17 protein-coding genes and 1 pseudogene are annotated in these 25,559 nt (G+C 71.4%); 12 read left to right on the top strand and 6 right to left on the bottom strand.

Annotated elements, in window-relative coordinates:
* Window positions 1-84: 84 nt before the first annotated feature.
* Entirely contained in the window at window positions 85-3,819 is a 3,735-nt protein-coding gene (locus AC067A_RS08700; protein ID WP_478616417.1) for a S8 family peptidase, read from the bottom strand.
* Between the two features lie 388 nt (window positions 3,820-4,207).
* Here AC067A_RS08700 and AC067A_RS08705 point away from each other — a divergent pair, with 388 nt between their 5' ends.
* From AC067A_RS08705 to AC067A_RS08735, 7 genes are all read left to right on the top strand, one after another.
* Window positions 4,208-5,737 (top strand): gluconokinase, GntK/IdnK-type, encoded by a 1,530-nt coding sequence (locus AC067A_RS08705; protein ID WP_478616420.1) that lies wholly within the window; start codon window positions 4,208-4,210, stop codon window positions 5,735-5,737.
* Between the two features lie 32 nt (window positions 5,738-5,769).
* On the top strand, window positions 5,770-6,690 hold the full coding sequence (locus AC067A_RS08710; protein WP_478616710.1) for a cyclase family protein: 921 nt from the start codon (window positions 5,770-5,772) through the stop codon (window positions 6,688-6,690).
* Window positions 6,691-6,841: 151 nt separating this feature from the next.
* Window positions 6,842-8,422 carry a GMC oxidoreductase gene (locus AC067A_RS08715; RefSeq protein WP_478616423.1) on the top strand — a complete coding sequence of 527 codons (1,581 nt, stop codon included), beginning with the start codon at window positions 6,842-6,844 and terminating at the stop codon, window positions 8,420-8,422.
* Between the two features lie 173 nt (window positions 8,423-8,595).
* Window positions 8,596-9,435 carry an SDR family oxidoreductase gene (locus AC067A_RS08720; RefSeq protein WP_478616426.1) on the top strand — a complete coding sequence of 280 codons (840 nt, stop codon included), beginning with the start codon at window positions 8,596-8,598 and terminating at the stop codon, window positions 9,433-9,435.
* Window positions 9,436-9,594: 159 nt separating this feature from the next.
* Window positions 9,595-11,013 (top strand): cytochrome ubiquinol oxidase subunit I, encoded by a 1,419-nt coding sequence (locus AC067A_RS08725; protein WP_478616713.1) that lies wholly within the window; start codon window positions 9,595-9,597, stop codon window positions 11,011-11,013.
* Window positions 11,010-12,068, top strand: a complete 1,059-nt coding sequence (locus AC067A_RS08730) for a cytochrome d ubiquinol oxidase subunit II (protein ID WP_478616428.1) — start codon at window positions 11,010-11,012, stop codon at window positions 12,066-12,068. Before AC067A_RS08725 ends, AC067A_RS08730 begins: the two co-directional genes overlap by 4 nt.
* A gap of 62 nt (window positions 12,069-12,130) precedes the next feature.
* Complete coding sequence (locus AC067A_RS08735) at window positions 12,131-13,906, top strand: cation:proton antiporter (protein ID WP_478616430.1); 1,776 nt, start codon at window positions 12,131-12,133, stop codon at window positions 13,904-13,906.
* Window positions 13,907-13,985: 79 nt separating this feature from the next.
* On the opposite strand, the gene AC067A_RS08740 is transcribed toward AC067A_RS08735, so the two are convergent.
* Window positions 13,986-15,812 (bottom strand): glycoside hydrolase family 15 protein, encoded by a 1,827-nt coding sequence (locus AC067A_RS08740; RefSeq protein WP_478616433.1) that lies wholly within the window; start codon window positions 15,810-15,812, stop codon window positions 13,986-13,988.
* Between the two features lie 796 nt (window positions 15,813-16,608).
* Between AC067A_RS08740 and AC067A_RS08745 the strand changes: the two genes are divergently transcribed.
* Together AC067A_RS08745 and AC067A_RS08750 are read left to right on the top strand one after the other, a co-directional pair.
* The gene (locus AC067A_RS08745; RefSeq protein ID WP_478616436.1) at window positions 16,609-17,181 is read left to right on the top strand and encodes a potassium channel family protein; all 573 of its coding nucleotides are present in this window, start codon (window positions 16,609-16,611) and stop codon (window positions 17,179-17,181) included.
* Between the two features lie 33 nt (window positions 17,182-17,214).
* On the top strand, window positions 17,215-18,615 hold the full coding sequence (locus AC067A_RS08750; RefSeq protein ID WP_478616439.1) for a chloride channel protein: 1,401 nt from the start codon (window positions 17,215-17,217) through the stop codon (window positions 18,613-18,615).
* Window positions 18,616-18,773: 158 nt separating this feature from the next.
* Here the strand turns inward: AC067A_RS08750 and AC067A_RS08755 are convergent, their stop codons facing one another.
* Both AC067A_RS08755 and AC067A_RS08760 read right to left on the bottom strand, forming a co-directional pair.
* The gene (locus tag AC067A_RS08755) at window positions 18,774-19,616 is read right to left on the bottom strand and encodes a hypothetical protein (RefSeq protein WP_478616442.1); all 843 of its coding nucleotides are present in this window, start codon (window positions 19,614-19,616) and stop codon (window positions 18,774-18,776) included.
* A gap of 88 nt (window positions 19,617-19,704) precedes the next feature.
* Complete coding sequence (locus tag AC067A_RS08760; protein WP_478616445.1) at window positions 19,705-20,556, bottom strand: universal stress protein; 852 nt, start codon at window positions 20,554-20,556, stop codon at window positions 19,705-19,707.
* Window positions 20,557-20,909: 353 nt separating this feature from the next.
* Between AC067A_RS08760 and AC067A_RS08765 the strand changes: the two genes are divergently transcribed.
* Window positions 20,910-22,187, top strand: a complete 1,278-nt coding sequence (locus AC067A_RS08765) for a DUF2254 domain-containing protein (RefSeq protein ID WP_478616448.1) — start codon at window positions 20,910-20,912, stop codon at window positions 22,185-22,187.
* 22 nt (window positions 22,188-22,209) lie between these two features.
* On the opposite strand, the pseudogene AC067A_RS08770 reads toward AC067A_RS08765, so the two are convergent.
* Both AC067A_RS08770 and AC067A_RS08775 read right to left on the bottom strand, forming a co-directional pair.
* Window positions 22,210-22,532: pseudogene (locus AC067A_RS08770) on the bottom strand (hypothetical protein); the annotation flags it as partial.
* A 53-nt stretch (window positions 22,533-22,585) separates the two neighbouring features.
* Window positions 22,586-23,953, bottom strand: a complete 1,368-nt coding sequence (locus AC067A_RS08775; RefSeq protein WP_478616451.1) for an NAD(P)-binding domain-containing protein — start codon at window positions 23,951-23,953, stop codon at window positions 22,586-22,588.
* Between the two features lie 548 nt (window positions 23,954-24,501).
* On the opposite strand from AC067A_RS08775, the gene AC067A_RS08780 reads away from it, so the two are divergent.
* Together AC067A_RS08780 and AC067A_RS08785 are read left to right on the top strand one after the other, a co-directional pair.
* Window positions 24,502-24,870: an ArsR/SmtB family transcription factor gene (locus AC067A_RS08780; RefSeq protein WP_478616453.1), complete on the top strand. Its 369-nt coding sequence runs from the start codon at window positions 24,502-24,504 to the stop codon at window positions 24,868-24,870.
* The gene (locus AC067A_RS08785) at window positions 24,867-25,364 is read left to right on the top strand and encodes an N-acetyltransferase family protein (protein ID WP_478616454.1); all 498 of its coding nucleotides are present in this window, start codon (window positions 24,867-24,869) and stop codon (window positions 25,362-25,364) included. The genes AC067A_RS08780 and AC067A_RS08785 overlap by 4 nt, the downstream gene beginning before the upstream one ends.
* The last annotated feature ends 195 nt before the right edge of the window (window positions 25,365-25,559 follow it).

Here is a 25,559-nt window from a genome sequence, read left to right on the forward strand (position 1 = left end):
GCAGACCGTGAAAAGGCCCTGCTGGGAGGGGGTGCGAAGGGGAGGGCCCCGGGAAGTCGCCTTCCCGGGGCCCCGTGGTGCGGCTCATCGCAGGCCGTACGCCCGGATGATCTCGTTCTTCACGCCGTAGCCGCTGTCCGTCGCGGCGCTCGCCCGGACCGAGAGGAAGCCGCCGGGCTTCCCGGCCGTGTTGAACGCCCCCGTCCAGGAGCCGCCGGCACCCTTGGCGAGGGTCACCTTCTGCCAGGTGGCGCCGTCGTCGTACGACACGTCCAGCTTCACCGTGGTGACGTTGCCCGGCACGGTGCCGCCGTCCATCGACACCGGCTTGAGCGTGATCCGCTGGGCCGCACGGGACTTCAGGTCGCCGTGCAGGTCCGTCTCCAGCTTGTAGTCGAGGTTCAGGACCGAGAAGCGCTCGAAGTAGTCCGACTCGACGGTGTCGGACATGAACGTCCACTCCGTGTGGGTGCGCGTCGACAGGCGGAAGACGTCGGCGGGCCGTTCCACGTCGAGGACGGCGCGGTAGGGCAGGTTGCCCGCCGGCACCTCCACCCACTGCATGTCGCCGCTGACCGGGTTGTCGTCGATCAGCGTGTCGCCCTGGAACACCTGGAGGTGGGACGGTGTCTCGCCCCAGGGCAGGTAGCCGCCGAGCCGCATGGTGTCGCTGGCGGAGGCCCACGCCTGCACGTTCCAGGTCATGTAGTTCTGCCAGCGGGAGTTGTACACGCCGAAGGACTCGCTCTGGCCGGGCCGGGTCGCCGGCGCGAACCAGTCCAGCCGGGTGGTGCTGCCCTTGGCGTACGTGTTGCTGCCGGACACCATCGACCACGGCAGGGCTCCGTCGACGCCCTGCGTGTGGAACTCACGCCAGACCTGACCGGGGGTCACCCACTCGGTGCGGGTGCCGGGGTGCCATTCGAGCTCGGGGAAGTTGAGCGACGGGCTGAGGGTGAAGTCGGACCGGTATCCCTCCGATCGCCTGCCCTCCGTGGCCGAGTAGTAGCGGGCGTCGATCCGGGCGAGGTCGTCGTGGGTCGGCTTGTAGACCAGGGCGCGGTCCGGCACCCGGCCGGGGTAGTCCCGCGTCAGGTCGTAGACGTACGGCGTGTGCTCGGTCTGCTCCACGGTCAGCCTGAGCTTGCCGGCCTCGGCCAGGGAGGCGAGGGTCCTGCCCGCGTCACGGTGCACGGTGGCGACCGGGATGGTCGACGCGCCGACGTACTCCATGAGGGCTCCGGCGCCGTCGTTGACCACGATCAGCGCCTTCGCCCCGGCCGCGGTCGCCGCCTCGGTGCGCTCCTGCGGCGACACCTCGTCGCTGCGCTCGACGACGACGACCTTGCCGTCGGCGTTCACCTCGTCGTACGCGGCCGCCGCGCCGTCGCCCGCGTGGACGACGTCCAGCCGGTCCGTCGCGGTGCCCAGGGCGCTGCCCGGCTGGACCTTCGCCTCGAAGCGGAGCCGGCCGTCCGCGGTGCTCAGGCCCAGGAGCGGCTCGCCCTTGCGCCAGCGGGTGACGAGCATGAAGTCGCCGCGCGTCATCGGCTCCGTCGGCGAGACGTAGACGTCGTCGTACGTGGGCGGCAGCACGTACGCGCTGCGGTAGTCCAGGTACGGGTCGGTGCCCTCGTAGTGGATGTTGAAGTCGACCTTGCGCTGGCGGTCCTCGGTGCGCCGCGGTGCCTCGGTCTGCAGGAGGCGTGCCTTGCTCGCGTCCAGCACCACGTCCGCGGAGCCGTCCTCGAGCACGGTCTCCGGGTCGACGAGGACGGCGAGACCCGACCGGTCCGCCTTCTCGCCGGCCACGTCGAGGTACCCCGCGACCGTGTAGAGGCCGGGCGGCATGCGCATGGTGGTCGAGCCGTCGACGTAGACGCTCCACGGCCAGCTGTCGCCGGCCAGGTTGATCCCGACCCAGCCGGCTGCGGGCTTGCCGTCCCGGCCGACCAGCTTGATGTTCAGGTCGTAGCGCTCCTCCTCCTCGAGCAGCGCCAGCGAGGTGCGGGTCACCGGCTGCCCGGTGGCCGCGTCGGTGGCGGTCACGTAGCCGGTCTGGCGGCCTGTCGGGGCCGCCTGCGGGTCGCCGGTCACCGGGACGGCGGCGATGCCGCCCGCGGGGACGGTCACCGCGGTGGCTCCCAGCGTGAAGGGCCCGCCGTCGCCGCTCAGCGCCAGGTTCAGCGTGACGTCGGCGGCGCCGGTGTTCGTGAAGGTCAGGTTCTTCGTGACGGCGACGTCGCCGGGCTCGTGCGGCCAGGTGTAGTTGCCGAAGAAGAGCGATCCGGTGCCCCGGACGGTGGTGCGCACGGCGGCGGCCACGTCGAGACGGCCGGTGCCGACCTCGTACGGCGAGTACCCGGCGTCCAGCCCCTTGGCGGTGCTGGTCAGGTGTTCCTTGAGCTGCGCGCCGGTCCAGTCCGGGTGCTGCTGGGCCAGGATCGCCGCGGCTCCGGCCACGTGCGGGGTGGCCATCGAGGTGCCGCTGAGGGTGCGGTAGAGCCCCTCTCCCCCGCCGGTCATCGTCTGCGCCCGGGGGGCCGTGATGTCCACGCCCGGCGCCGCGATGTCCGGCTTCATGCCACCGGAGTAGGCGAGCGGGCCCGTGCTGGAGAAGCTCGCGAGCCGGTCCTGCTTGTCCGTGGCGGCGACGGTCAGTGCCGCGGCGGCCGCGCCGGGGGCGGAGATGCTTTCCGGGCCCGCGTTGCCGGCGGCTATGACGAACAGCGTCCCGTACTGGGCGGAAAGCGCGTCGACCGTCTGCGACATCGGGTCGCTGCCGTCCGTGGGGTAGGAGTCGCCGAGGCTCATGTTGACGACGTCCGCACCGGACTCGGCGGCCCACTGCATGCCGGCCATGACCCAGGAGTCCTGCCCGGAGCCCTCGGCCCCGCCGAGCACCTTGCCGACGTACAGGTCCGCGCCGGGGGCGACGCCCTTGTCGTCCCCTCCGGAAGCGGCGCCCGAACCGACGATCGTCCCGGCCACGTGCGTACCGTGACCGTTGACGTCGGTGACGCCCTCGCCCGGTACGAAGCTCGCCGTGCCGTCGATCAGGCCGGCGAAGTCGGGGTGGTCGACGTCGATGCCCGTGTCGAGCACCGCGACCTTGACACCCTTGCCGGTGTAGCCGGCCGCCCAGGCCTCGGGCGCGCCGATCAGCGGCACGCTCTCCTTCAGACTGGCCTTGACCCTGCCGTCCAGCCACAGCTTGGCGACGCCCTCGCCCAAGGTGGGGCTGCCCTGGGGCGCGAGGGAGGTCCAGAAGGTGCGGGCCTGCCGCTTGTCGGTGCTGAGCACCGCGCCGTGGATGCCTTTGAGTTCCCGGGTCAGCCTGCTGCCCCGGGGGGCCTTCGGCTGGGCGGCCGCGCGGGACGTCGACCGGCCGTACGTGGCGATCAGGGGTACCGCCGCCGACTTGGCGTCGTCGTAGCCCATCTCGATCAGGTCGGTGACGTTGAACAGCCGCCGGTCCAGCCGGTCCGTCGCGAGCAGCGACGCCGCCTCGTCCGGGATGACGAACAAGTCGCCCTGGAACTGCTGCATTCTGACGCCGCCGACGGCGCTGTCCGGCCGGTCGACGTCGGCGGACTGCTTGCCGTCGGCCGACGTGGTGACCGTGACGACGTCGCCGGTGACGAGGGTGACCTTGTGGGTCGCGGAGGGCTTGGCGGAGACGGTGGGCTTGACCGGCGCGGCTTGTGCGGGTGTCTGCAGAACTGCCAGACCCGACGCCAGCAGGGGCACCGCGGCGGCTGCCGAGAGCAACCTGCGGCGCCCGCGCCGGAAGGCGGAAGCATCAGAGGGGAAGGACATGGGACGGGTCTATCGACCGGCGACCGCCGCCGTGAAGGCTTCACCGCGGCAAGTCATCGCCATGGCAGATGCTTGCCAGCCGAGAACTCCGCGATTCCGGGCGTAAGGGCGCCCACGGCCGGGGTTCGGCGGTCCCTCGCCACTCGTTCGGTCGACGTGCGCCCCGGTCCCACCGGGGCCAGATTGGAGATATCCGACCCACCGGACGGCGACGGCTCGGCGGACACACCAGACGGAGGAGCCTGTCATGACGCCCCAGACGAGTGCACCCGGACGGCGAGAGGACACACAGCAGTGGCCGGCCGGTGTTCGCCGCCCTCGACGCCCTCGTCGTCCGGGGACCGTGCGTCGCGCCCCGGTCGATGATTGACGTCGGGGAGCGACGCCCATGGCACACGGAACAGTGAGCGGGGACCCGCCTGCACTGGTGCTCGTCGTCGGCGTCGCCGGGTCGGGCAAGTCGACGGTGGGGCGTCTCCTCGCCGAGCGGCTGGGCTGGGACTACCGGGACGGCGACGAGTTCCACTCCCCGGCCGCTCGCGCCAAGATGGCCGCCGGACACGCCCTCACGGACGGCGACCGGCGGCCGTGGCTCGCAGCGATCGGGAAGTGGATGGACGGGGCGATGGCGGCTCGTCGGCAGGCCGTCGTGACCTGCTCCGCGCTCAAGCGCGCCTATCGGGACGAGCTGCTGGCAGGGCGTCCCGGGGTCCTTCTGGTGTACCTGCACGGCTCGCCCGGCCTGCTGCGCTCCCGCCTGGCCGGGCGGGACGGTCACTTCTTCCCGGCGGGCCTGCTGGAAAGCCAGCTGGCGGTTCTCGAGGAGCCGGCGCCCGACGAGCATCCTCTGGTGGTGGAGATCGACCAGCCCCCGGAGGCCGTCGTCGCGGCGGTGTTCTCGCTGATGGACCGGGAACCCGCTTCCGGAAGGGGGGCGCCGGGAGCGGACGCGGAGCGGGGCGGCCACGCCGTGACGCGCGACGGCCCTACCGGTTCCCCGGGCCCCACGGGCGAGTCCTGGCGGCTGGTCCGCGGCGAGCAGAGCGCGGTGGTGGTCCAACTGGGCGGCGCCCTGCGCGAGTACGACGTGGCCGGCCGGCCGCTGCTCGACGGTTTCTCCCCCGGTTCCGCCGTCACCGGCGGAAGGGGACAACTGCTCGTACCCTGGCCGAACCGGGTGGGCGGCGGACGCTACGACTTCGGGGGCAGGAGCCTCCAGCTCCCCCTGACCGAGGCCGAGAAGAACAACGCGATCCACGGACTGCTGCGCTGGACCCTGTGGAAATTGCTCGCCCGCACCGACGACGCGCTGCTGCTCGGCACGACGCTCTGTCCCCAGCCCGGATATCCGTTCCTCCTCGATGTCCGTGTCGCGTACCGACTGGGCCCCGACGGCCTCGGCACCGTCGTGCACGCCACCAACACCGGTACGGAACCGGCGCCCTACGGCGTCGGACAGCATCCCTATCTGACGGTCGGCACCGGCCTCGTCGACAGCGCCGTGCTGACCGTTCCCGCCGAGTACCTGCTGCGGACCGACGACCGGGGGCTGCCCGTCGGCCGGGAGCACGTCGACGGCACCCCGTACGACTTCCGCGCCGGCCGCCCCCTCGGTGATCTGCGACTGGACACCGCCTTCACCGGTCTCGACCGGGACCCCGACGGGTGGGCGGTCGTCCGGCTGGCGCATCCCTCGGAACCGCGGGGGGTGGACGTCCGGCTCGGCGAGGGAACCCGCTACGTCCAGGTGTACACGGGCGACACCCTGCCGGACCCCGGGCAGCGGCGGCGCGGAGTCGCCGTGGAGCCGATGTCCTGTCCGCCGGACGCCTTCCGCAGCCGTACGGATCTCACCGTCCTGGAGCCCGGAGCGTCGCACGTGTTCCGGTGGGGTCTGAGCCCCTGGGGGTACGCGTGACACGGTCCGGAGAGCCGCCGAACACCGCCGACATGACCGCCCACGACTTCCGGGCGCTGTACGAACGTCTGCGGAGCCGGGCGGCGGCGCTGCCCGCGGTGCACGGCCGGTGCGGCGCACTGGGTCACCTGACCCCCGAGCGGGTGACAGCGGCGGCCGGGGAGGTCCGCCTGGGGCGCACGGTGTCGCTGGCGGCTCCGATCGAGACCGTGCCGGGCCCTGACGACCCCGAACCCGCGGTGCACCGGATGACCGGCCCGAGCCCGGGCGTTCTCGGTTCGGAGGGACTGCACTTCGCCACCGACCGCTTCGCCATGAACGTACACGGGGACGCGGACAGCCATCTCGACGCCCTCTGCCACGTGGTGTTCGACGGGGAGCTCCACGGTGGAGTGCCCGCGAGCAGTGTGACGGCCGAGGGTGCCCGTGCGCTCTCCGTGGACCTCCTGGGCGACGGTCTCGTGGGCCGGGGCGTCCTGCTGGACGTCCCGCCGTTGCGCGGTGTGTCCTGGCTGGCGCCCGGCGACCGGGTGACCTCGGACGATCTGAGGGCCGCCGAGGCCGCCCAGGGGGTCCGCGTCGGACCGGGCGACCTGTTGTTCGTCAGGACGGGACACCGCCTCCGGCGCACCGCACTCGGGCCGTGGGACGCGGCCGCGGCGCGGGCCGGCCTTCATCCGGCCGCCGTGGAGTTCCTGGCCGAGCGGGAGGTCGCGGCCCTGGGCGGCGACGGCAACAACGACAGCGCGCCCAGCACGGTCGAGGACGTCGCCTTTCCCGTACACGTCCTGGCCATCCAGGCACTGGGCATCCACCTCATGGACTACCTGTGCTTCGAGGACCTCGTCCCGGCCTGCGCGGCCGCCGGGCGCTGGAGCTTCCTGTGCGTGGTCGCCCCGCTCCGGCTGGCCGGAGCCACCGGTTCGCCCGTGAACCCGATCGCGGTGCTGTGACCGGGGCGCGTCCCGGGCGCCGCCGCTCGGGTCGCCGTTCACGGGACGGGCGGATACGTTCGAAAGAGGTGCGACCGCTGGGGCATCGCCCGGCGGGGCGCCAGGCGCCTGACACCAGGTCGGGACCACGATCCCAAGGACGGTGGTCGCCGTGGGCGACGCCCCTCACTACGACGTCATCATCATCGGCACCGGCGCCGGCGGAGGCACGCTCGCCCATCGTCTCGCGCCGTCGGGCAAGCGCGTCCTCCTCATCGAACGCGGCGGCTACCTGCCGCGTGAGCGGGACAACTGGGACTCGACGGCCGTGTTCGTCAAGGGCAGGTACCGGGCTCCGGAGTTCTGGCTGGACAAGGACGGCAACGAGTTCCCGCCCGAGGTCAACTACTACGTCGGCGGAAACACCAAGTTCTACGGCGCCGCCCTCTTCCGGCTGCGGCCCGAGGACTTCGGCGAGATCCGTCACCACGGCGGTCTCTCGCCCGCGTGGCCGATCCGGTACGAGGATCTGGAGCCGTACTACACGCAGGCCGAGCACCTCTACCTCGTCCACGGACGGCACGGCGAGGACCCCGGCGAGGGACCGGTGAGCGCGCAGTACGCCCATCCTCCGGTGGAGCACGAGCCGCGCATCCAGCAGTTGAGCGACGACCTCGAGAAGCGTGGCCTGCACCCGTTCCACCTGCCGATCGGTGTCGATCTGACCCAGGAGGACGGCGGACGGGCCGCCCACTCCAGTGTCTGCATCCGTTGCGACCGGGTCGACGGCTTCCCGTGTCCCGTGCGGGGAAAGTCCGACGCGGAAGTGATCTGTGTCGGGCCCGCTCTGGAACACCCCCGTGTCGAGATGGTCACCGGGACGCAGGTGGTCCGGCTGGAGACGGATGCCGGGGGACGCAGTGTCAGCGCGGTCGTCGGCCGTCTGGCGGACGGTTCCGAGGTGCGCTACACGGCGGACGTGGTGGTCGTCTCATGCGGGGCGGTCAACTCCGCCGCCCTGCTGCTGGCTTCGGCGAACGAGCACCATCCCCGTGGTCTCGCGAACAGCTCCGACGTGGTCGGCCGGTTCTACATGCGCCACAACAACCTCGCCCTGATGGCCGTGTCGAAGGAACCCAACGACACCAAGTTCCAGAAGACGCTCGCCCTCAACGACTGGTACTTCGGCGCGGACGACTGGGACTACCCGCTGGGCGGCATCCAGATGCTGGGCAAGTCGGACGCCGACCAGATCCACGGTGAGGCGCCCCGGTGGGCCGGTGCGGTGGCACCCGACATGCCGTTCGAGGTACTGGCCCATCACGCCGTCGACTTCTGGCTGTGCGGTGAGGACCTGCCGGTGGCGGACAACCGGGTCACCCTCGACGGCGACGCCCGTATCCGGCTCGCTCTCGACGAGAAGAACAACATCGAGGGCCTGAAGCGCCTGAGGCACAAACTGCAGGGCATGCTGGGGCATCTGGGCATGCACGAGCAGCATCTGCTCTCCCGCAGCATCTACCTGCACAAGGGAATGCCGATCGGTGCGACGGCCCATCAGGCGGGCACCGTGCGTTTCGGCGCCGACCCCGCCGACTCCGCGCTGGACGTCGACTGCAAGGCCCACGACCTCGACAACCTGTACGTCGTCGACACGAGCTTCTTCCCGAGCATCGGCGCGGTCAACCCGTCCTTGACGGCCATCGCCAACGCCCTGCGGGTCGGTGACCACCTCTTGGCCCGTCTGGGATGACGTCGGCGGCCGGCCCACCGGCCGCTGGTCCGTCCGGACGAAGATGCCTGCCCCGATGGCCCAACGGCGATGACGAGGAGATGCCGACCGCCCCGTCGGGTGGTTGCGTGACGATGCCCGGCTTGAGCTCGCGCCGGGCTCAGCGCAACCGCGCAGCGAGGAGGCAGGACGGTATGGATTCCAGCGTGGGCGCACCGCAGGGCGTGATCCCGGCGCGATTGCTGCACGGCCAGAAGGCACTGGTCACCGGCGCCAATTCGGGCATCGGCAAGGCCACGGCCATCGGTCTGGGCCGGGCCGGCGCCGACGTGGTCGTGAACTACGTGGCGGGTCGCGAGGCGGCCGAGGAGGTGGCCGCGGAGATCGCCTCGTTCGGGGTGCGCTCGGCGGCGTACGAGGCCGACGTGTCGCAGGAGGACCAGGTCGTCGCCATGATGGACCGAATGGTGCAGGAGTTCGGCACCATCGACGTTCTGGTGGCCAACGCGGGACTGCAGCGGGACGCCCGCCTCACGGAGATGACCCTCGCTCAGTGGCAGAAGGTCATCGACGTCAACCTCACCGGTCAGTTCCTGTGTGCCCGTGAGGCGGCCAAGGAGTTTCGGCGCCGGGGCGTGGTGCCCGAGGTGTCCCGCTCCGCCGGGAAGATCATCTGCATGAGTTCGGTGCACCAGCTCATCCCCTGGGCGGGTCACGTGAACTACGCGTCCTCCAAGGGCGGTGTGCAGATGATGATGCAGACCCTGGCCCAGGAGCTCGCACCGGAGAAGATCCGCGTGAACGCGGTGGCCCCGGGGGCGATCAGGACCCCGATCAACCGCTCCGCCTGGGAGACCCCCGAAGCCCGGGAGGACCTCCTGCGGCTCATCCCGTACGACCGGATCGGCGACCCCGAGGACATCGCCCACGCCGTCGTCGCGCTCGCCTCCGACCTCATGGACTACGTGGTGGGAACCACCCTGTACGTCGACGGCGGCATGACCCTCTTCCCCGGCTTCGCCACCGGCGGATGACCCTCCTTCCGCCCTTCCCCTCCACGAACGGCGACGGCACGTATGCCCACCTCGCTCCACCTGCTGGCGGATGCCTCGGCCCGGCTCCTGCCGGCGGACGCACCGGCCCGGCTCCTGCTGGCGGACGCACCGGCCCAGCTCCTGCCGGCCCGGGAACTCATGGCCTTCACTCTGGCCTCTCACATCATTCTGGTGCCCCTGGGCGTGGCCTTTCCCCTGATCACCCTGGTCATGCACTATCGCGGGCTGCGCAGCAAGGACCCCACGGCACTGCTCCTGGCACGGCGCTGGTCGGCCGTCATGGCCGTGCAGTTCGCGCTCGGCATCGTCACCGGCACGGTGCTGTCGTTCGAGTTCGGCCTGCTGTGGCCCGGTCTGATGGGCAGGTGGGGTGACGTCTTCGGGGTCGGGTTCGGCGTCGAGGCCTGGGCCTTCTTCCTGGAGGCCGTGCTCATCGCCGTCTACCTGTACGGGTGGCGGCGGCTGAAGCCCCGGACGCATTTCCTGCTCGGGCTGCCGCTGCCCTTCGCCGCGCTGCTCGGGGCGTTCGGCATCCTGGCCGCGAACTCCTGGATGAACACACCGCAGGGCTTCTCCCTCGACTCCGAGGGCGACCCGGTCGACGTGAACGTCTGGAAGGCGATCTTCACGCCGATGTTCGGGCCCCAGTACTGGCACTTCGTGGTGGCGATGGTGCTCACCGCGGGCTTCATGGTGTCCGGTGTCTACGCCATGGGCTGGCTGCGCGGCCGGCGGGACCACTACCACCGGCTCGGTTTCGCCGTTCCGTTCACCATCGCCGCCGTCGCCGCACCGGTGCAGTTCGTCCTGGGCGACTCCATCGCCCGGTCGGTGTTCCACAAGCAGCCGGTGAAGTTCGCCGCGATGGAGATCGTCTGGGACACCGACACCCGTGTCCCGGAGTACCTCTTCGGGCGGCTGAACGAGGACGGCACCGTCTCGGGTGGCCTCAAGGTCCCGCTGCTCGACTCGGTCCTGGCCGGATTCAGCCCGGACACGAAGGTGGTGGGACTGACCTCCGTGCCTGCGGACCAGCGCCCCACGGCCACGCAGGCGACCATCGCCCACTGGGCCTTCGACATCATGGTCCTGATCGGATCCGCACTGGTGCTGCTCGCCCTCTGGTACGGGTTCGTCTGGCTGCGGCACCGCCGTCTGCCCGCCTCGAAGTGGTTCTACCGCTCCGCGGCCTGTGCCGGGGTCGGCTCCGTCGTGGCCGTCGAGTGCGGCTGGATCGCCACGGAGGTGGGCCGCCAGCCCTGGATCGTCTACCAGAACATGCGGGTCGCCGAGGCCGTGACGTCGACCCGCTCCACCACTCTGTGGATCATGCTCGCCGTGGTGATGGTGGTGTACGTGTGCCTCTTCAGCTCGTTCGTCGTCGTCCTGCTGAAGATGCGCACGCGGTGGCGGCTCGCCGACGAGCGGCGCGCCGCCGGAGGTCCGGACCACACGCCGGAGGACGACCTCCCCTACGGGCCGCGGGCTCCCCTGCCCGCGGGCGACGTCCCGGCCGCCGAAGGCGGAGCCGGTCGACCCGGGGGTGAGCGCCCGTGACCGCCGACCTCATCGCCGTCGTGCTGCTCCTGGCCGTGACCGCGTACGCCTGCGCCGGGGGCACGGACTACGGGGCCGGCTTCTGGGACCTGACCGCCGGGGGGACGGAACGCGGCCGGCGTCCGCGGTGGCTCATCGACCATGCCATGGCTCCCGTCTGGGAGGTGAACAACGTCTGGCTGATCTTCGTTCTCGTCATCATGTGGACCGGCTTCCCCCTCCTGTTCCAGACGGTGTTCTCCGCGATGTGGCTGCCGCTCGCCCTGGCCGTCGTGGGCATGGTTCTCCGTGGCGCCGGCTTCGCGTTCCGCAAACCCACCCGACGGCTCGCCGGCCGACGGCTGTACGGTGCCGTGTTCGCCGTGGCCTCGGTCGTCACGCCGTTCTTCCTGGGCGCCGCCGTCGGCGGGGTCGCCTCGGAACGGGTGGCTCCCGGCACCGACGCCTCGGCGGACGTCTGGACCAGCCCCACCTCCGTCGTGTTCGGGCTGGTCGCCGTCGCGACGACGGCGTTCCTCGGGGCGGTGTTCCTCGCCGGGGACGCCCGGAGGTTCGACGCACCGGATCTGGTCGGCTACTTCAGACGACGGGCGCTGTGGAGCCTCGCCGTGCTCACCGTCCTGGCAGTCGTCACCGGGTTCGTCACCCATGAGGACTCCCCCTACGTGTGGCACGGACTCACCCACGGCCTGGGGCTGTTCTTCGTCGTCCTGGCCGGAGCGTCCGCTCTCGTCACCGTCCGGCTGCTCCTGCGGACGCCGGGAGCGTGGGTGCGCGTCACGGCGGTCGCGGTCGTCGCCTCGGCCGTCATCGGCTGGGGCATGGCCCAGCGCCCGTACCTGCTGCCCACCTCGCTGACCGTGGCCGACGCGGCGGGGGCGCCCTCCACGCTGACGTGGCTGGCGATCGTCACCCTGGTCGCCCTGGTGGTCGTCGTGCCGGCCGTCGTCCTCCTCTACTGGCTGGACAGCCGCGGAGAGCTGGAAGAACTCACCGACGCCGAGCTCCGGAAGGGAAGCGGCACGGCCGGCGACGGTGCGGCGCCCGACAGCTGATCGTCTGTCTGTACTCGTCCTGGCCCTCCCCGCCCGCCCGGACCCCGCGGAAGGAAGCCGCTGTGACCGACGACGAGATCCTCATCGGACTCGCCCTGACGGTGGTGCTCGCCACCGGCTCGCAGATCCTGGCGAGCAAGCTGCGTGTGCCCGCCCTGATCATCCTGCTGCCGGTCGGGTTCGCCGCTGGAGCGGCGACCGACGTCGTCCACCCGGACCGGCTGTTGGGACCGGACTTCTCCGCCCTGGTGTCGTTGGCCGTCGCGGTGATCCTCTACGACGCCGGTCTGGGACTGGACCTGCGCAAACTCGCCCAGCACACCCGCGGGATCGTGGGCAGGCTGCTCGTGTACGGGGTGCTGCTGACCTTCCTCGTCGTCGGGACGGTGGGACCGGCGATGTTCGGCATGCCGCTGCGCGTGGCCGCCATGCTCGGCATGATCCTCGTCGTCTCGGGCCCCACCGTCGTCGGGCCGATCCTCGACTTCGTGCGGCCGAGCGACAAGGTGCGGCGCATCCTGATCTGGGAAGGGACGCTGACCGACCCGATCGGCGCCATCCTCGGCGCCCTCACCTTCCACGCGGTCGCCTCGTCGCACCAGATCGACATCGGTCGGGGCTACCAACTGGGCCAGTTCCTCCTCAGCCTCGCGTTCGGTCTGGCGGGCGGGGCCGTGGGCACCGCGCTGCTGTGGTTCGCCCTGCGCACCCTCCGCCTCGGCGAGACCCTCGGGACACTGGCGCAGCTCGCCGTCGTCATCGGCGTGTCGGCGGGCTGCGACGTCGTGCGGGACGACACGGGGCTGATCGCCGCGATCGTGACGGGGCTGGCCGTGGCCAACATGAAGGGCTTCGACATGCCGGCCCGCCGGCCCTTCTTCGAGACGCTGATCCAGCTGATCATCGGCCTGCTGTTCATCTCGATCTCCTCCACCGTCACTCCGGCGTCCCTGGTGCCCGTGCTCCTTCCCTCCCTCGGCCTCATCGCGATCCTCGTCCTGGTCGTCCGACCGGTCGTGGCGTTCGGTGCCGCGGCGCGCACCGATCTCTCGCGGGGGGAACGCGCCTTCGTCGGATGGATGGACCCACGCGGCATCGTCGCGGCGGCGACGGCCTCGGCCTTCTCCGCCGGTCTGGTCGAGCGGGGGGTGACCGGGGCGGCCAAGATCCTCCCCGTCACGTTCCTGGTGATCGTGGGGACCGTTCTGCTGTACGCGCTGACGGCGGCGCCGGTGGCCAGACGGCTCGGGGTCGTCAGGACGGAGGGCACGCGCGTGCTCCTGGTGGGCGGCGAGCCGTGGGTGGTCGACCTGGGAAGGGCTCTGCGGTCCGCCGGCCTCGACGTGCTGATGTGGGCGGGACTCGACGAGGAGCGGGAAGCGATCAAGCGGGCGGGGATCGACCTGGCCAAGGGCGATCTGCTGGCCACCGCCATCAACCCCGGAGCCCGGCTGGAGGGTGTGACGGCGGTCTTCCTGGCCACCGACGACGACGACTTCAACGCGCTCGCCTCGATCGTGATGGAGGACAACGTGGAGGGTCCCGTCTACCGGGTGGGTCCACCGCACGACAGTCACGGTGTAGTCGCCCCGTACACCGGCGGCGACATCCTGTTCGGCCGCTCCCTGGTCCGCCACGTCCTCGCCGAGCGCTACGGGCGGGGAGCCAGGTTCACGGTGCAGCCGGCGGGCCACCCCTTGCCGCCGGACCACGACACCCTCTTCGTGGTGCGGGCCGATCGCCGGCTGGACCCGGTCACGGATCGGCGGGAGACCGTACCGGAGGCCGGTGACACGGTGATCCTCCTCGGACCCGTCCCCGGCAACTCGCCGCGCTGAGCCGCGCGCGGCGGGGCGGGGCGGCGAGGGCGTTTCGGGTGCCCGTCGGCTTCCCGGTCCGCCGACGGCACAGGGGACCCTAGAGCATCGAGTCCAGCGTGATCGCCGCATCGATCAGGGCCAGGTGGGTGAACGCCTGCGGGAAGTTGCCCAGCTGCTGCCCCGTCAGGTCGATCTCCTCGGAGTACAGACCCAGGTGATTGGCGTACGTGAGCATCTTCTCCAGGACCAGCCTGGCCATGTCCGTGCGCCCGGCCCGGGCCAGGGCGTCGACGTACATGAACGTGCACAGGGAGAAGGTTCCCTCCGAGCCGCGCAGGCCGTCGGGTGACGCCTCGGGGTTGTAGCGGTAGACGAGGCTGTCGCTGACCAGCTCGCTCTCCATCGCGTCCAAGGTGGACTTCCACATCGGGTCGTCCGGCGTGATGAAGCCGACCGTCGGCATGCGCAGCAGCGACGAGTCGAGCACGTCGTCGCCGTAGTGCTGCACGAAGGCCTGCTTCTTCTCGTCCCAGCCCCGGTCGAGCACCTGCTCGTAGATCTCGTCCCGCGCCTCCACCCAGCGCCCGCCGGCCGCGGGACGGCCGTCGTCGTAGGCGATCCGCAGGGCCCGGTCGAAGGCCACCCAGGACATCACGCGACCGTAGGTGAAGTCCTTCCGCCCGCCTCGCGTCTCCCACAGCCCTTCGCCGGGCTGGTCCCAGTGGTCGACGAGCCAGTCGAGCAGGGTGTGCAGGGCCTTCCAGCCCCCGTTGTCGAGATGCATGCCGTGCTCGTGCGCGAAGTAGATGCTGTCGAGCGCCTCGCCGTAGATGTCCAGCTGGAGCTGGCTCGCCGCCCCGTTGCCGATGCGGACCGGGGCGGAACCGCGGTATCCCTCCCAGTGGTCCAGGGTCTCTTCGACGAGGTCGGCGGAGCCGTCCACCCGGTACATGATGTTCAGCGGCCCGGAACCGTTGCCCTGGCCGGCTTCCTGCTTCACGCGGTCGTGCAGCCAGTTGATGAAGGCGGACGCCTCTTCCGTGAATCCCAGGCCCAGCAGGGCGTACACGGAGAAGGAGGCGTCACGGATCCAGGTGAACCGGTAGTCCCAGTTGCGCTCTCCGCCGAGTTGCTCGGGGAGCCCCGTCGTCGGGGCGGCGACCAGCGCGCCGGTCGGAGCGTAGGTCATGAGCTTCAGCGTCACGGCCGACCGTTCCACCGCCTCCCGCCAGCGGCCGGAATAGGTGGACTGTGTCAGCCAGGAACGCCAGTAGCGCACGGTCTCGTCGAAGAGCCCCTCGAACTCCTCGACCCGGACCTCGTGCGGGGGCCCGTCGGGGGACGACTCCATGACCAGGCCGCGCTGCTGTCCCGCCCGCAGGCTCAGGGAGAAGCGCAGGTCGTTGTCGTCGACCGACATGACGTTCAGCAGCCGCTCGTCCTGCGGTTCGCGGACGGCGTGGACGGCGAGGTCCAGGCCTTCCGAGGTGAACACGGCCCCGTGCTCGGTGAGGTGCAGCTGGTGCGGCTTGCGGCCGTAGTCGAAGCGCGGAGCGATCTCGCCTTCGAACGTCATGCTGCCGCGTACGCAGCGCAGCATGCGGACGATGCGGTGCCGGTCGGTCGCGGTGGTTCCGGTCACCGGCATGAAGTCGACGACCTCCCCCGCCCCGGCCTCGGTCATGAAGCGCGTCACCAGGACGGCGGTGTCCGGATGGTAGAGCTGCTTGGTCGTGTACGTGTCCGTGGCGGGCCGCACGGTGAAGTGGCCGCCCTTGTTCCGGTCGAGCAAGGCGCCGAAGACGCTGGGCGAGTCGAACCGCGGGCAGCAGAACCAGTCGATCGTCGCATCGGTCGTCACGAGGGCCGCGGTCTGCAGGTCACCGATCAGGCCGTGGTTCTCGATCAGGGGATAGTCGTCCATGGTGGACCCCTTTCAGCCCCCGTCGACCACACTCGGGGCGCCGTCACGCCCCGGACGGAGTGGACCGGAGCGGCACCCGATCAGCTTAGGCCGACCGTGTCGGCCCGTCCTGGCGAGGGCGCCGCCCGGGCCCGCGGGGCCGCCGCTGCGCCGCCTCGGGAATCGGCCCACCGTGAGGTGCGGGTGCTCCCGTCGAGGGGCCCTTCCCTCTGCGTCGACAGCACCTGCCCTCCGGTGAGGGTGACCGTGGCGTGGGTGTCAGGACATCCTGGGCAGCCGGATTCAGGTGGCGGCACCACGTCAAGGCCGGCCTGTGCATCGTGCCGATGCCCGGTCTCGTCCTCGGCACCCTTCTCGCGGAGCTCGTCCCCCGTCTGGCGCAATTCCCCGATGTCCTGCCCACCAGCGCCACGGGCAGGATCCTCAAGCGCGAACCCAGGATTCCGACCCCGCGGCCGCCCCCGCGGTCGTCAAGGAGGCATGGCCCGCGGACCTGCCGGAGGCTCGCTGGGACAAGGAGTGCGGTTCGTCCGGCCGGCCCTACGCGGAGGGCCGCCTTCGGGCGGGAGTCCTCCGGTGGCGCCACGACGCATCGGCCGCCGGACGAGGACATGCGGTGTCGCTCCGGTCGCGAGACCCGGCGAGAGCGCCTTTGCTGGACGGGCGGCGGGTGCTCCGCCGCTCGCGGCCACCCGCGGACCGCTCTGCAGGAGATCCGTATGGAAGCCAAGCCCTGGCCGGTGCCCTCGGCGCTCGCCGTGGCCGGGCTCGTCGCCGGGAAGGAGCCTCGGTCCCCGTGAGCGCACCGCGGGAGGGCGAACAGGGCCGGCGGATCCGTCCCCGGCACGTTCGCCTGCTCCTGCCCCTCCTGCGTTCGGCGGTCGTGGTGACGGCGGCCACCACGGCCTACTTCCTGCTGCCCCTCGACAGGGACTTCGACCAGCACACGGGCACCGTGCTGGTCCTGGGGATCCTGGCGATCGGCGCGCTGCTGGCCCTTCAAGCCGTCAGCATCATCGGTTCGCCGTACCCGCGGTTGCGTGCCGTGGAGGCCCTGTCCACCGCGGTCCCCCTGTTTCTGCTGCTGTTCTCGGCCACCTACTACCTCTACGCGCGAGGACAGGGGGCACACTCCTTCTCCGAACCGCTCAGCAGGAACGACGCCCTGTACTTCACGGTGACCGTCTTCGCCACCGTCGGCTTCGGTGACATCGTGCCGGTCTCGCAGACGGCTCGGGTGCTGACCACGGGCCAGATGGTGGCCGATCTCGTCCTCGTGGGGGTGATCGCGAAGGTCATCGTCGGAGCGGCCCGCATCGGCCTGGAGCGACGCCAGTCCTCCTCGGCGCCGGAGGAGCCCGAACCATGACCTCCTTGCCCCAGTTCCGGAAGGACGGAATCCATGACGGTGTCGCAAGCCGGCCCGGCCCCCTCCGAAGAGCCCGTGGAGTCCGCGGAGGCCGACCGGTTGCGGGACCTCCTGCGGAAGCCCGCCTACCGCAAGGTCCTGGTGTTCAGCGCGCTCATCGGCGTCCCGATCTCCCTGGCCGCCTTCTGGTTCCTCGCCGGCCTGCACGAGCTCGAACACGTGATGTGGGCGGACCTGCCGAGGGCACTGGGCTGGGACACCCCACCGGCCTGGTGGCCGCTGCCCCTGCTCGCCGTGGCCGGAATCGTCGTGGGGCTGGTGGTGACCCATCTGCCCGGCGCCGGCGGTCACATCCCGGCGTACGGTCTGCACGCCGGCGAGGCCTCGGCCGCCGCCCTGCCCGGCGTGATCATCGCGGCGTGCGCCAGCCTCCCGCTCGGTGCCGCCCTCGGCCCGGAGGCGCCACTGATCGCGCTCGGCGGCGGTCTGGCCCTGCTCTTCCGGCGTCTCGTCCGCGCCCCGGCCACCCCGCAGAGCACCGCCCTGCTGGGCGCGGCGGGCTCGGCGGCGGCCATCTCCGCCATCTTCGGCAACCCGCTCATCGCTGCCATCCTCCTCATCGAGGTGGCGGGCGTGGGCGGTCCCCAGCTGTTCGTCATCATGCTTCCCGCCCTGCTCTCGAGCGGCGTCGGAGCCGTGGTGTTCACGGGCTTCGGCCGCTGGACGGGCTTGGAGACGGGCAGCCTCTCCATTCACTTCCCCACCGCTCCCCCGCGCCTTGACACCGGAGACGTGGTGTGGTCGATCGTGCTTGCCGCGGGGATCGGCGCGCTGGTGCACCTGGTGATCATCGGTGGCCGCCTGATCGCCGTCTTCGTGGCGCACTCCACCTTGGTCCGGACGGTGATCTGCGCCGTCGCCGCCGGAGGCTGCGCCGCCCTCTACGCGCTCGTCACGGGTCGCACCCCCGTCGACGTGGCCTCGTCCGGCCAGGCCACCTTGGCCGGACTCGCCGAAGACCCGCACGCCTGGGGCGTGGGCGCGCTCCTGGCCGTCCTGCTGTTCAAATCCGCCGCGTACGCCCTCTGTCTGGGCAGCCTCCGCGGCGGCCTCGTGTTCCCGGTTCTCTTCCTCGGGGCGGCGGCAGGCGTGCTGCTCGCTCCGCTGCCCGGCCTCGGGGTCATCCCAGCGGTCGCCGCGGGCATGGCCGCCGCCTCGGCGGCCGCACTGCGGCTGCCGGTCAGCAGCGTCGCCCTGGTGGTCCTGGTGCTCGGGAACGCCGAGGCGATCCCGATGGTGATCCTGGGTGCCGTGACGGCCTTCGTCACCGGCGAGCTGCTCCCTACCGGCCCGCCGGTGATGCGCCATCGACCGCCCGAGGAAAAGGCCGCGAGCGACGAGGCCGTACGGGGCCGAGGCGCCGCACAGGGCTGAGAACCGTACACGGCCGAGTCGTAACAGATGTGGCCCTGAGGGGCGGAGCGACGTAACGGGTCGGTGTGCCCTCGTAGCGGGGCTACTTGGGCGTTCCGGCCGTGCGCCGAGCGTGCGTGCCGGGCGAGCCGGACCCGGCGGGAATCGTCGGACAGGCCCTATGGGCGTTCGAAGGCCTGCAGTGCACCACCGAGCGAGAAGCACAGCGCGCCGCACAGCGTCCCCCAGTTGGCGATGTCGGCGTTGACCAGGCTCTGGGTGGCGGGTCGGGTGAAGGCGGCCAGGGCGGAGACCATGAAGAGAACCGACCCGATCTGATTCACGGCGACCACCCACCAGCCGAGGCTGCGCGAGCGGAGGCAGGGCCGGGAGCGATGGCAGATCTCGGCGAACGCGAGATGACCCGAGATCAGGAAGAGCACGCATCCGATCACGTCGGGAGTCCAGATCAGGCGGTTGGTCTGCTGGACGGAGAGCCCCTGCAGGAAGGAGGCGAGCAGGTTGACTCCGAACACCAGCGTCCCGACGAACAGCACGAACGTGCTGAGCCAGTCCAGGCGCATCGGCTCGTACCCCCACCACCGCCAGCCGGCCGTGGCCAGTGCGCCGGTGGCCGGGGAGTGACGGGGCGCGTTCAGGACCTGCAAGAGCGAGGTGTAGCCGCCGGTGTTGAAGCACAGCCCGCCCACGAAGTAGATCGAGGCGCTCTCGACCGGGTCGCCCGAGCCGAACTGGGCGACCGCGGCGCCGAGGGCGAAGAGGATTCCGCCGAGGAAGAACGCCACCGATGCGACGGAATTGAGCCTGCGAAGCCGTTCCAGGGCCTGGGTATCGGCGGTCGGGGACGTGGCGACCGTGCCCCCCGGGGCGCGGACGGACAGGGCCCCCCGCTTGCGCGCGAGCCGCGACTCCCATACCACCGTCCCCCCTTCGGGGCGGTGCCAGGTGAGCCGGGTGGTGAACGGTCCCGCGCCTTCGGCGCGGTGCTCGGGCGGTTCCACGTCACGAGCCTAGTTCCGGCTCCGCCGCCCGGGGGCCAGCGAAACGTGGACGTTGTCCCGTCCCCTGGACGCCCGGGGTCCCGGGCTGTCAGGTGTGCGGCACGACGGCCACAGGACAGGGGGCGTGGTGGATGACGGCGTGGGTGATGGATCCGATGTGGGAGCCCCTGGCCGCCCTGCGCCGGCCGACGACCAGCAGGCGCGCGTCCGCCGCGGCTTCGACGAGATGCTCGGCCGCCCGTCCCGGAGCCGTCACCTCCGCCACCTCCGTCGCCGGGAACCTGTCCCGGAAGGGCCGAACCGCGCCGGCGAGCGCTGACGCCATCTCGTCCTTGGCCGCCGCGCTGGAGTGGTGGACGAAGGAGTCATGCCACGTGTGCACGATCTCCAGTGGGACGTGGTGACGCCCGGCGAAGTCGAACGCGAAGTGCAGGACCTCGTCGTTGACCTCGTTCACGTCCAGGCCCAGGACCACCTTCCGACGGCTGTTCCCCCCGGGCGCGGCGGAGCTGTCCTGCTCGTTTCCGGGGCGAACGAGAACCACCGGGCGCTTCGCCCCGGCGACGACCTCCTGACCCACGGACCCGATGACGAAACCGCGGACGCTGCCCAGCCCGTGAGAGCCCACGACGAGCAACTCCGCCTCGGCGGCGGCGGCGAGCAACACGCTGACGGGCGCGTCTTCGACCTCGTCGGCGGTCAGGGCGAGGTCCGGATGCCGTGAGCCGACATGCCGCCCGGTATCGGCGAGCACGCCTTCCGCCGCGCCGGCGCGGTCTTCGTGCGACACCTTCATCGCTCCCAGCTGATGCTCCGCCCACCGTGTGGCGTACACCAGCCGTAGACCACCGCCGCGCAGCGCCGCCTCGTCGGCGGCCCAGTCCACCGCCGCCACGCTTCCTTCGGAGCCGTCCACTCCCACAGTGACAGGTAGGGACACGCCGCTCTCCTCGCCTCGGACCATCGTCGAAAGGCCTCGCAGGGGCGCCCATGGGCATCCATGTGCGAGGGCACCTGGTCACGAAGCTACCGAGTCGCCGAATCGATGGTTCCTACAGCGTTCGGCGACGCTGACGAAGTGCCCCATCTGGCGGATGCCACTGCCATGCCCTTCCTTTCAGCTTGGGGCCGACGGTGTCCCTCCGACCTGTGAGAACGGGCGCGGGGCAACGGCTCTGCCGCTGTGCGCGGGGCCGGGAACCGCCCTACCGTGAGGTGGAGGGGACCCTTCGGGGGAACCCGGCGTCGGTCGTGCCTCGAACGCACCTCCTCCTCCCGCGAAGGGGCCTTGGCATGAGTGTCATGACGTCCTGGGCGGACAGGTTCAGGCTGCGGCAGTACGTCAAGGCCAGCCTCTGGATCGTGCCGATGATCGGTCTCGTCCTGGGTGCCCTGCTCGCCGAGGCCGCGCTCGCGGCCGACCGCGGGGACTGGCTGCCGAGCGGCTGGAACTACTCCGCCACGACGGCGAGCGGCGTGCTCACGGCCATCGTGGGCGCGATGGTGGCACTGCTCGGGTTCGTCGTCACCATCGGCGTGCTGGTGGTGCAGCAGGCCACGGGGACCCTCTCCCCCAGGTACATGCGCCTGTGGTACCGGGACCGGCTGCAGAAGGCGGTTCTGGCGACCTTCACCGGGACGTTCGCGTTCGCCTTCTCCCTGCTGCGCAGCGTCGAAGCCTCATCGGTCCCCGACGTCGGGGTCACCCTGGCCGGCGTGGCGGTGGCCGTGAGCCTGGTACTGCTGCTCATCTACCTCAACCGGTTCACCCACAGCCTCCGACCGGTGGCCATCGCGGAGCTCGTCGCCCGCATGGGAGAGGCCGTCTTCACCGAGGGCGCCGCGGTGATCCGAAGCGCCGCGCCTAGCCGGGGCGGCGCCGTGGCGGCCGACAGTCCGGTGCTGCGCATCCGTACCACGCAAGGAGGAGCCCTTCAGGCCTTCCACGTGCCCGGTCTGGTCGCGGAGGCGGCCCGCCACGACTGCGTCTTCGTCGTGACCAGGCTGATCGGGGACTTCGTACCGCCCGGAACGGTGCTGGTGGAGGTCCACGGAGGCACGTCCGGACTCGATCCGGAGCGCGTGAACAGTGCTGTCGCCCTCGGGGCCGAGCGAACGATCGAACAGGACCCCGCCTTCGCGCTGAGAGTCCTGGTCGACATCGCGATCAGGGCCCTTTCTCCTGCGGTGAACGACCCCACGACCGCGGTGCAGGTCATCAACTACATCGAGCGGTTCCTCCACACGGTGGGCAGCGCGCAGCTCCCCGGGCGTTACGTCCTGGCCGATCGCGGCGGAGAAGCGCGGCTCGTGCTCCCGGGCCGGGACTGGGACAACTACCTCGAGCTCGCCGTCTGCGAGATCCGTGACTACGGAGGTTCGTCCGTACAGATCTGCCGGAGGCTCCGCGCCATGCTCAACGGCCTCCTCGACGCCCTGCCGTCACCCCAGCACGCATCGGTGCACACGCAGTTGCGCCTCCTGCAAGAGGCGGTGGAGCGGGAGTTCACCGACCCCGCCCGCCGGGCCCTCGCGGAGCAGGCCGACCGTCAGGGCATCGGCGGGCGATGACCCGACCCGACCGGGATCCGGAGGAGAGTCGGCCGTAGTGGGTGGCACCCCAGCGGTCGGTGACGGCCGTGGCCTGGAGGAGGGTGAGGTTCCCTCGGACCACTCCGGCGAGGACGGCCACGGCCACGGTGACGAGAAGAGCGTACGGGCCGGCGACGGTGGCGAGGGCCGGGACGGTGAGGACGGCCAGGACGCCGGCGAGGACCGCGTAGGTGGCGCGCCAGGACGTATGGTCGGCGAGGATCGCGGTCAGGGGTGCGAAGACGGTCGAGGCGAGTCCGCCGGCGAGGGTGACGATGGTGAGTGCGCGGACGTGGTCAGGGCCCACCAGCGGGTGAGGGCCGCGACCGGTCCCCCGTTCCGGTCGCGGCCGAGTCGGCCTTGGTGTCGGGCACGATTCAGCAGCCGCCGGAGGAGGCGGGTCCTGCGCCGATGGTGAGGGTGGCCGGGGCTGCGCAGCAGCCGCCGCCGGTCGTGTCGGCGACCGCCGGCTCGTCGAAGAGGCCCGCCCCGCCGCACACGCCGGTTTCGGGGAGGGTGAGTTCGACGCGTTCAGCGGCCTCCTGGTCACCGGCGAGGGCGGCGGCGACGGAACGCACCTGCTCGTAGCCGGTCATGGCGAGGAAGGTCGGGGCGCGGCCGTAGGACTTCATGCCGACGAGGTAGACGTCCTTCTCCGGGTGGGAGAGCTCGCCCACGCCGTGCGGGTAGACGGTGCCGCAGGAGTGCTGGTTGGGGTCGATCAGCGGGGCGAGCCCGGTGGGGGCCTGAAGGCGTTCGTCGAGGCCGAGACGGAGCTCGTTCAGGAAGGACAGGTCGGGGCGGAGGCCGGTGAGGACGATGACCTCGTCGACGGCGTCCAGACGGCGGCCGTCCTCGCCGACGAGCACGACACGGCTCTCGTCGTCCTTCTCGATGATGTCGGTGCGGAAGCCGGTGACCGCGTCCGCGTAGCCGTCGTCGACGGCGGCCTTGGCGGCAAGACCGAGGGCTCCGCGGGCGGGCAGCTGGTCGGCTTCACCGCCGCCGAAGGTGGAGCCGGAGATGCCGCGGCGCAGGATCCACGTGGTGTGGGTGCCCTGGCCGTCCTCGGACTTGGCAAGGTCGGCGAGGTAGGCGAGTGCGGTGAAGGCGGAGGCGCCGGAGCCGATGACCGCGATCCGCTTGCCCGCGTACCTGGCACGGACGGCCGGGTCCTTGAGGTCCGGGACCCGGTAGGTGATCCGCTCGGCGGCGGCCTTCTCCCCGAGCGCGGCGAGGCCGCTGCCGCCTGCGGGGCTCGGCGTGGACCAGGTGCCGGAGGCGTCGATGACGGCGCGGGCCAGGACCCGCTGCTCACGGCCGTCGGCACTCCGGAAGTGGACGACGAAGGGCTGGGCCTCGCGGTCGGCGTCGACGACGCGGTCTCGGCCGGCGCGTGAGACGCCGGTGACGGTCGCGTCGTAACGGACCTGCTCGCCGAGGACGTCGGCGAGGGGCTGGAGGTAGAGGTCGGCCCAGTCTCCGCCGGAGGGGTACGTGTCCGCGGCGGGCTTGGTCCAACCGGTCGGAGCCAGGAGCTTCTCGGCGGCCGGGTCGACGACCTCGCCCCAGCGGGAGAACAGGCGTACGTGCGCCCACTCGCGTACCGCGGCTCCGGCGACCGGACCGGCTTCCAGGACCAGGGGGTCCAGGCCGCGGTCGACGAGATGGGCGGCGGCTGCCAGGCCGGCGGGGCCGGCCCCGATGACGACGACGGGCAGGTCGGTGGTGGCTGGCGCGTTCACGGTCGGCTCCCTGACTGTTTCGATGTCTGTCGATGTCGCACCGTCAGCATGGCACCTGTTTCGATGCTCGTCAACATAGACATTTGTCGAAACAATTGTTCCGGCGAGTGCGGTCCGGGCGGAGGGGGGCGGTTTCACTGTCGAGCCGGCGGACGGCAGACGGCGGATGGCGGACGGCGGTCCGTGCGGGCGGCGGTCGCCGCGGCGGGCGGTCCGTGCGGGCGGTGGTCGCCGCGGCGGGCGGTCCGTGCGGGCGGTGGTCGCCGCGGCGGGCAGCTTGGGCTGCCCGCACCGGCCTGACCTGCCGAGCCGAGGCTGGAGACCTTCGACGTGCAGCTCTTGCCTGCTGCCGAGTTCCGCAGCCCGGCCGCGTTCGCCGGCCGGCGCGTCGTCGTCACCGTCGCCGTCGCCGTCGGGGCGAGGAACCTGGCGGCGCAGATCACTGCCGGGCCGGCTTGCGAGAGCCGTAAGAACCTGGCCGCGCGGACCCCTGAGGTTCGCCCGCCGGTGCCCTGCCCCCTTGGTTCGACGTGTGTCAACATAGACGTATGTCGAATGCTGAGGTTCTGCCGCTCCTGGAGCCCGAGGCCGTCGCCCCGTGCTGCCCCCCGTTGAACGAGCGCCCCATGTCCGCGGACGAGGCCGAGGTCGCGGCGAAGATGTTCAAGGCCCTCGGCGACCCCGTCCGGCTGCGCCTGTTCTCCTCCGTCGCCTCCCACGAAGGCGGCGAGGCCTGCGTGTGCGACATCTCCGACGTCGGCGTCTCCCAGCCCACCGTCTCCCACCACCTGAAGAAGCTGAAAGAGGCCGGACTCCTGTCCTCGGAGAGGCGCGGCACGTGGGTGTACTACCGGGTCGAGCCTTCCGTGCTCGCCGCGATGGGTGCGCTGCTGGCCGGCGCCGCGAAGGCGGCGTGACCAGCGTGCGGATCGAGGCGCTCCTGCCCGAGCACGCCGAACAGGTGCTGGGCATCTACCAGGCAGGGATCGACGAGGGCAACGCCACCTTCGAGACGCAGGCACCCGAGTGGGCCGCGTTCGACAAAGCCAAGTTGCCCGGCCACCGCTTCGTCGCCCTCGACGACGCCGGCGTGGTCCTGGGGTGGGTCGCGGCGAGCGCGGTCTCCGACCGGTGTGCGTACGCGGGCGTGGTCGAGCACTCCGTCTACGTCCACACCGGCGCCCGCGGCCAGGGGGTCGCCCGCGCCCTCCTGGACGCCCTGATCGTCTCTACCGAGACGGCCGGAATCTGGACGATCCAGTCCGGGATCTTCCCCGAGAACACCGCAAGCCTCGCCCTCCACGAGCGGGCCGGCTTCCGGATCATCGGCACCCGGGAACGGATCGGCCGGCACCACGGCGTCTGGCGCGACGTGCTCCTGCTGGAGCGCCGCAGTTCAGTCGCGGGCTGACAGGCCGCGCTCGGTTCCGGTGTCGGTGTGCGGGTGCGCACCGCCCGGCGTGAGCATCGACATCGCGCGGGCCCGCGCCGAGCTGGACCGCGGTGCCGAGATACGTCAGCGGCTCGGTGATGACGCCCCGCAGGTGCGTGCCGCCACGCTGCACCCCCGGGTGGGGGAACGTGCGCGTCCCCTGCGGCAGGACGG

The organism is Streptomyces sp. NPDC043176, from assembly GCF_056436715.1.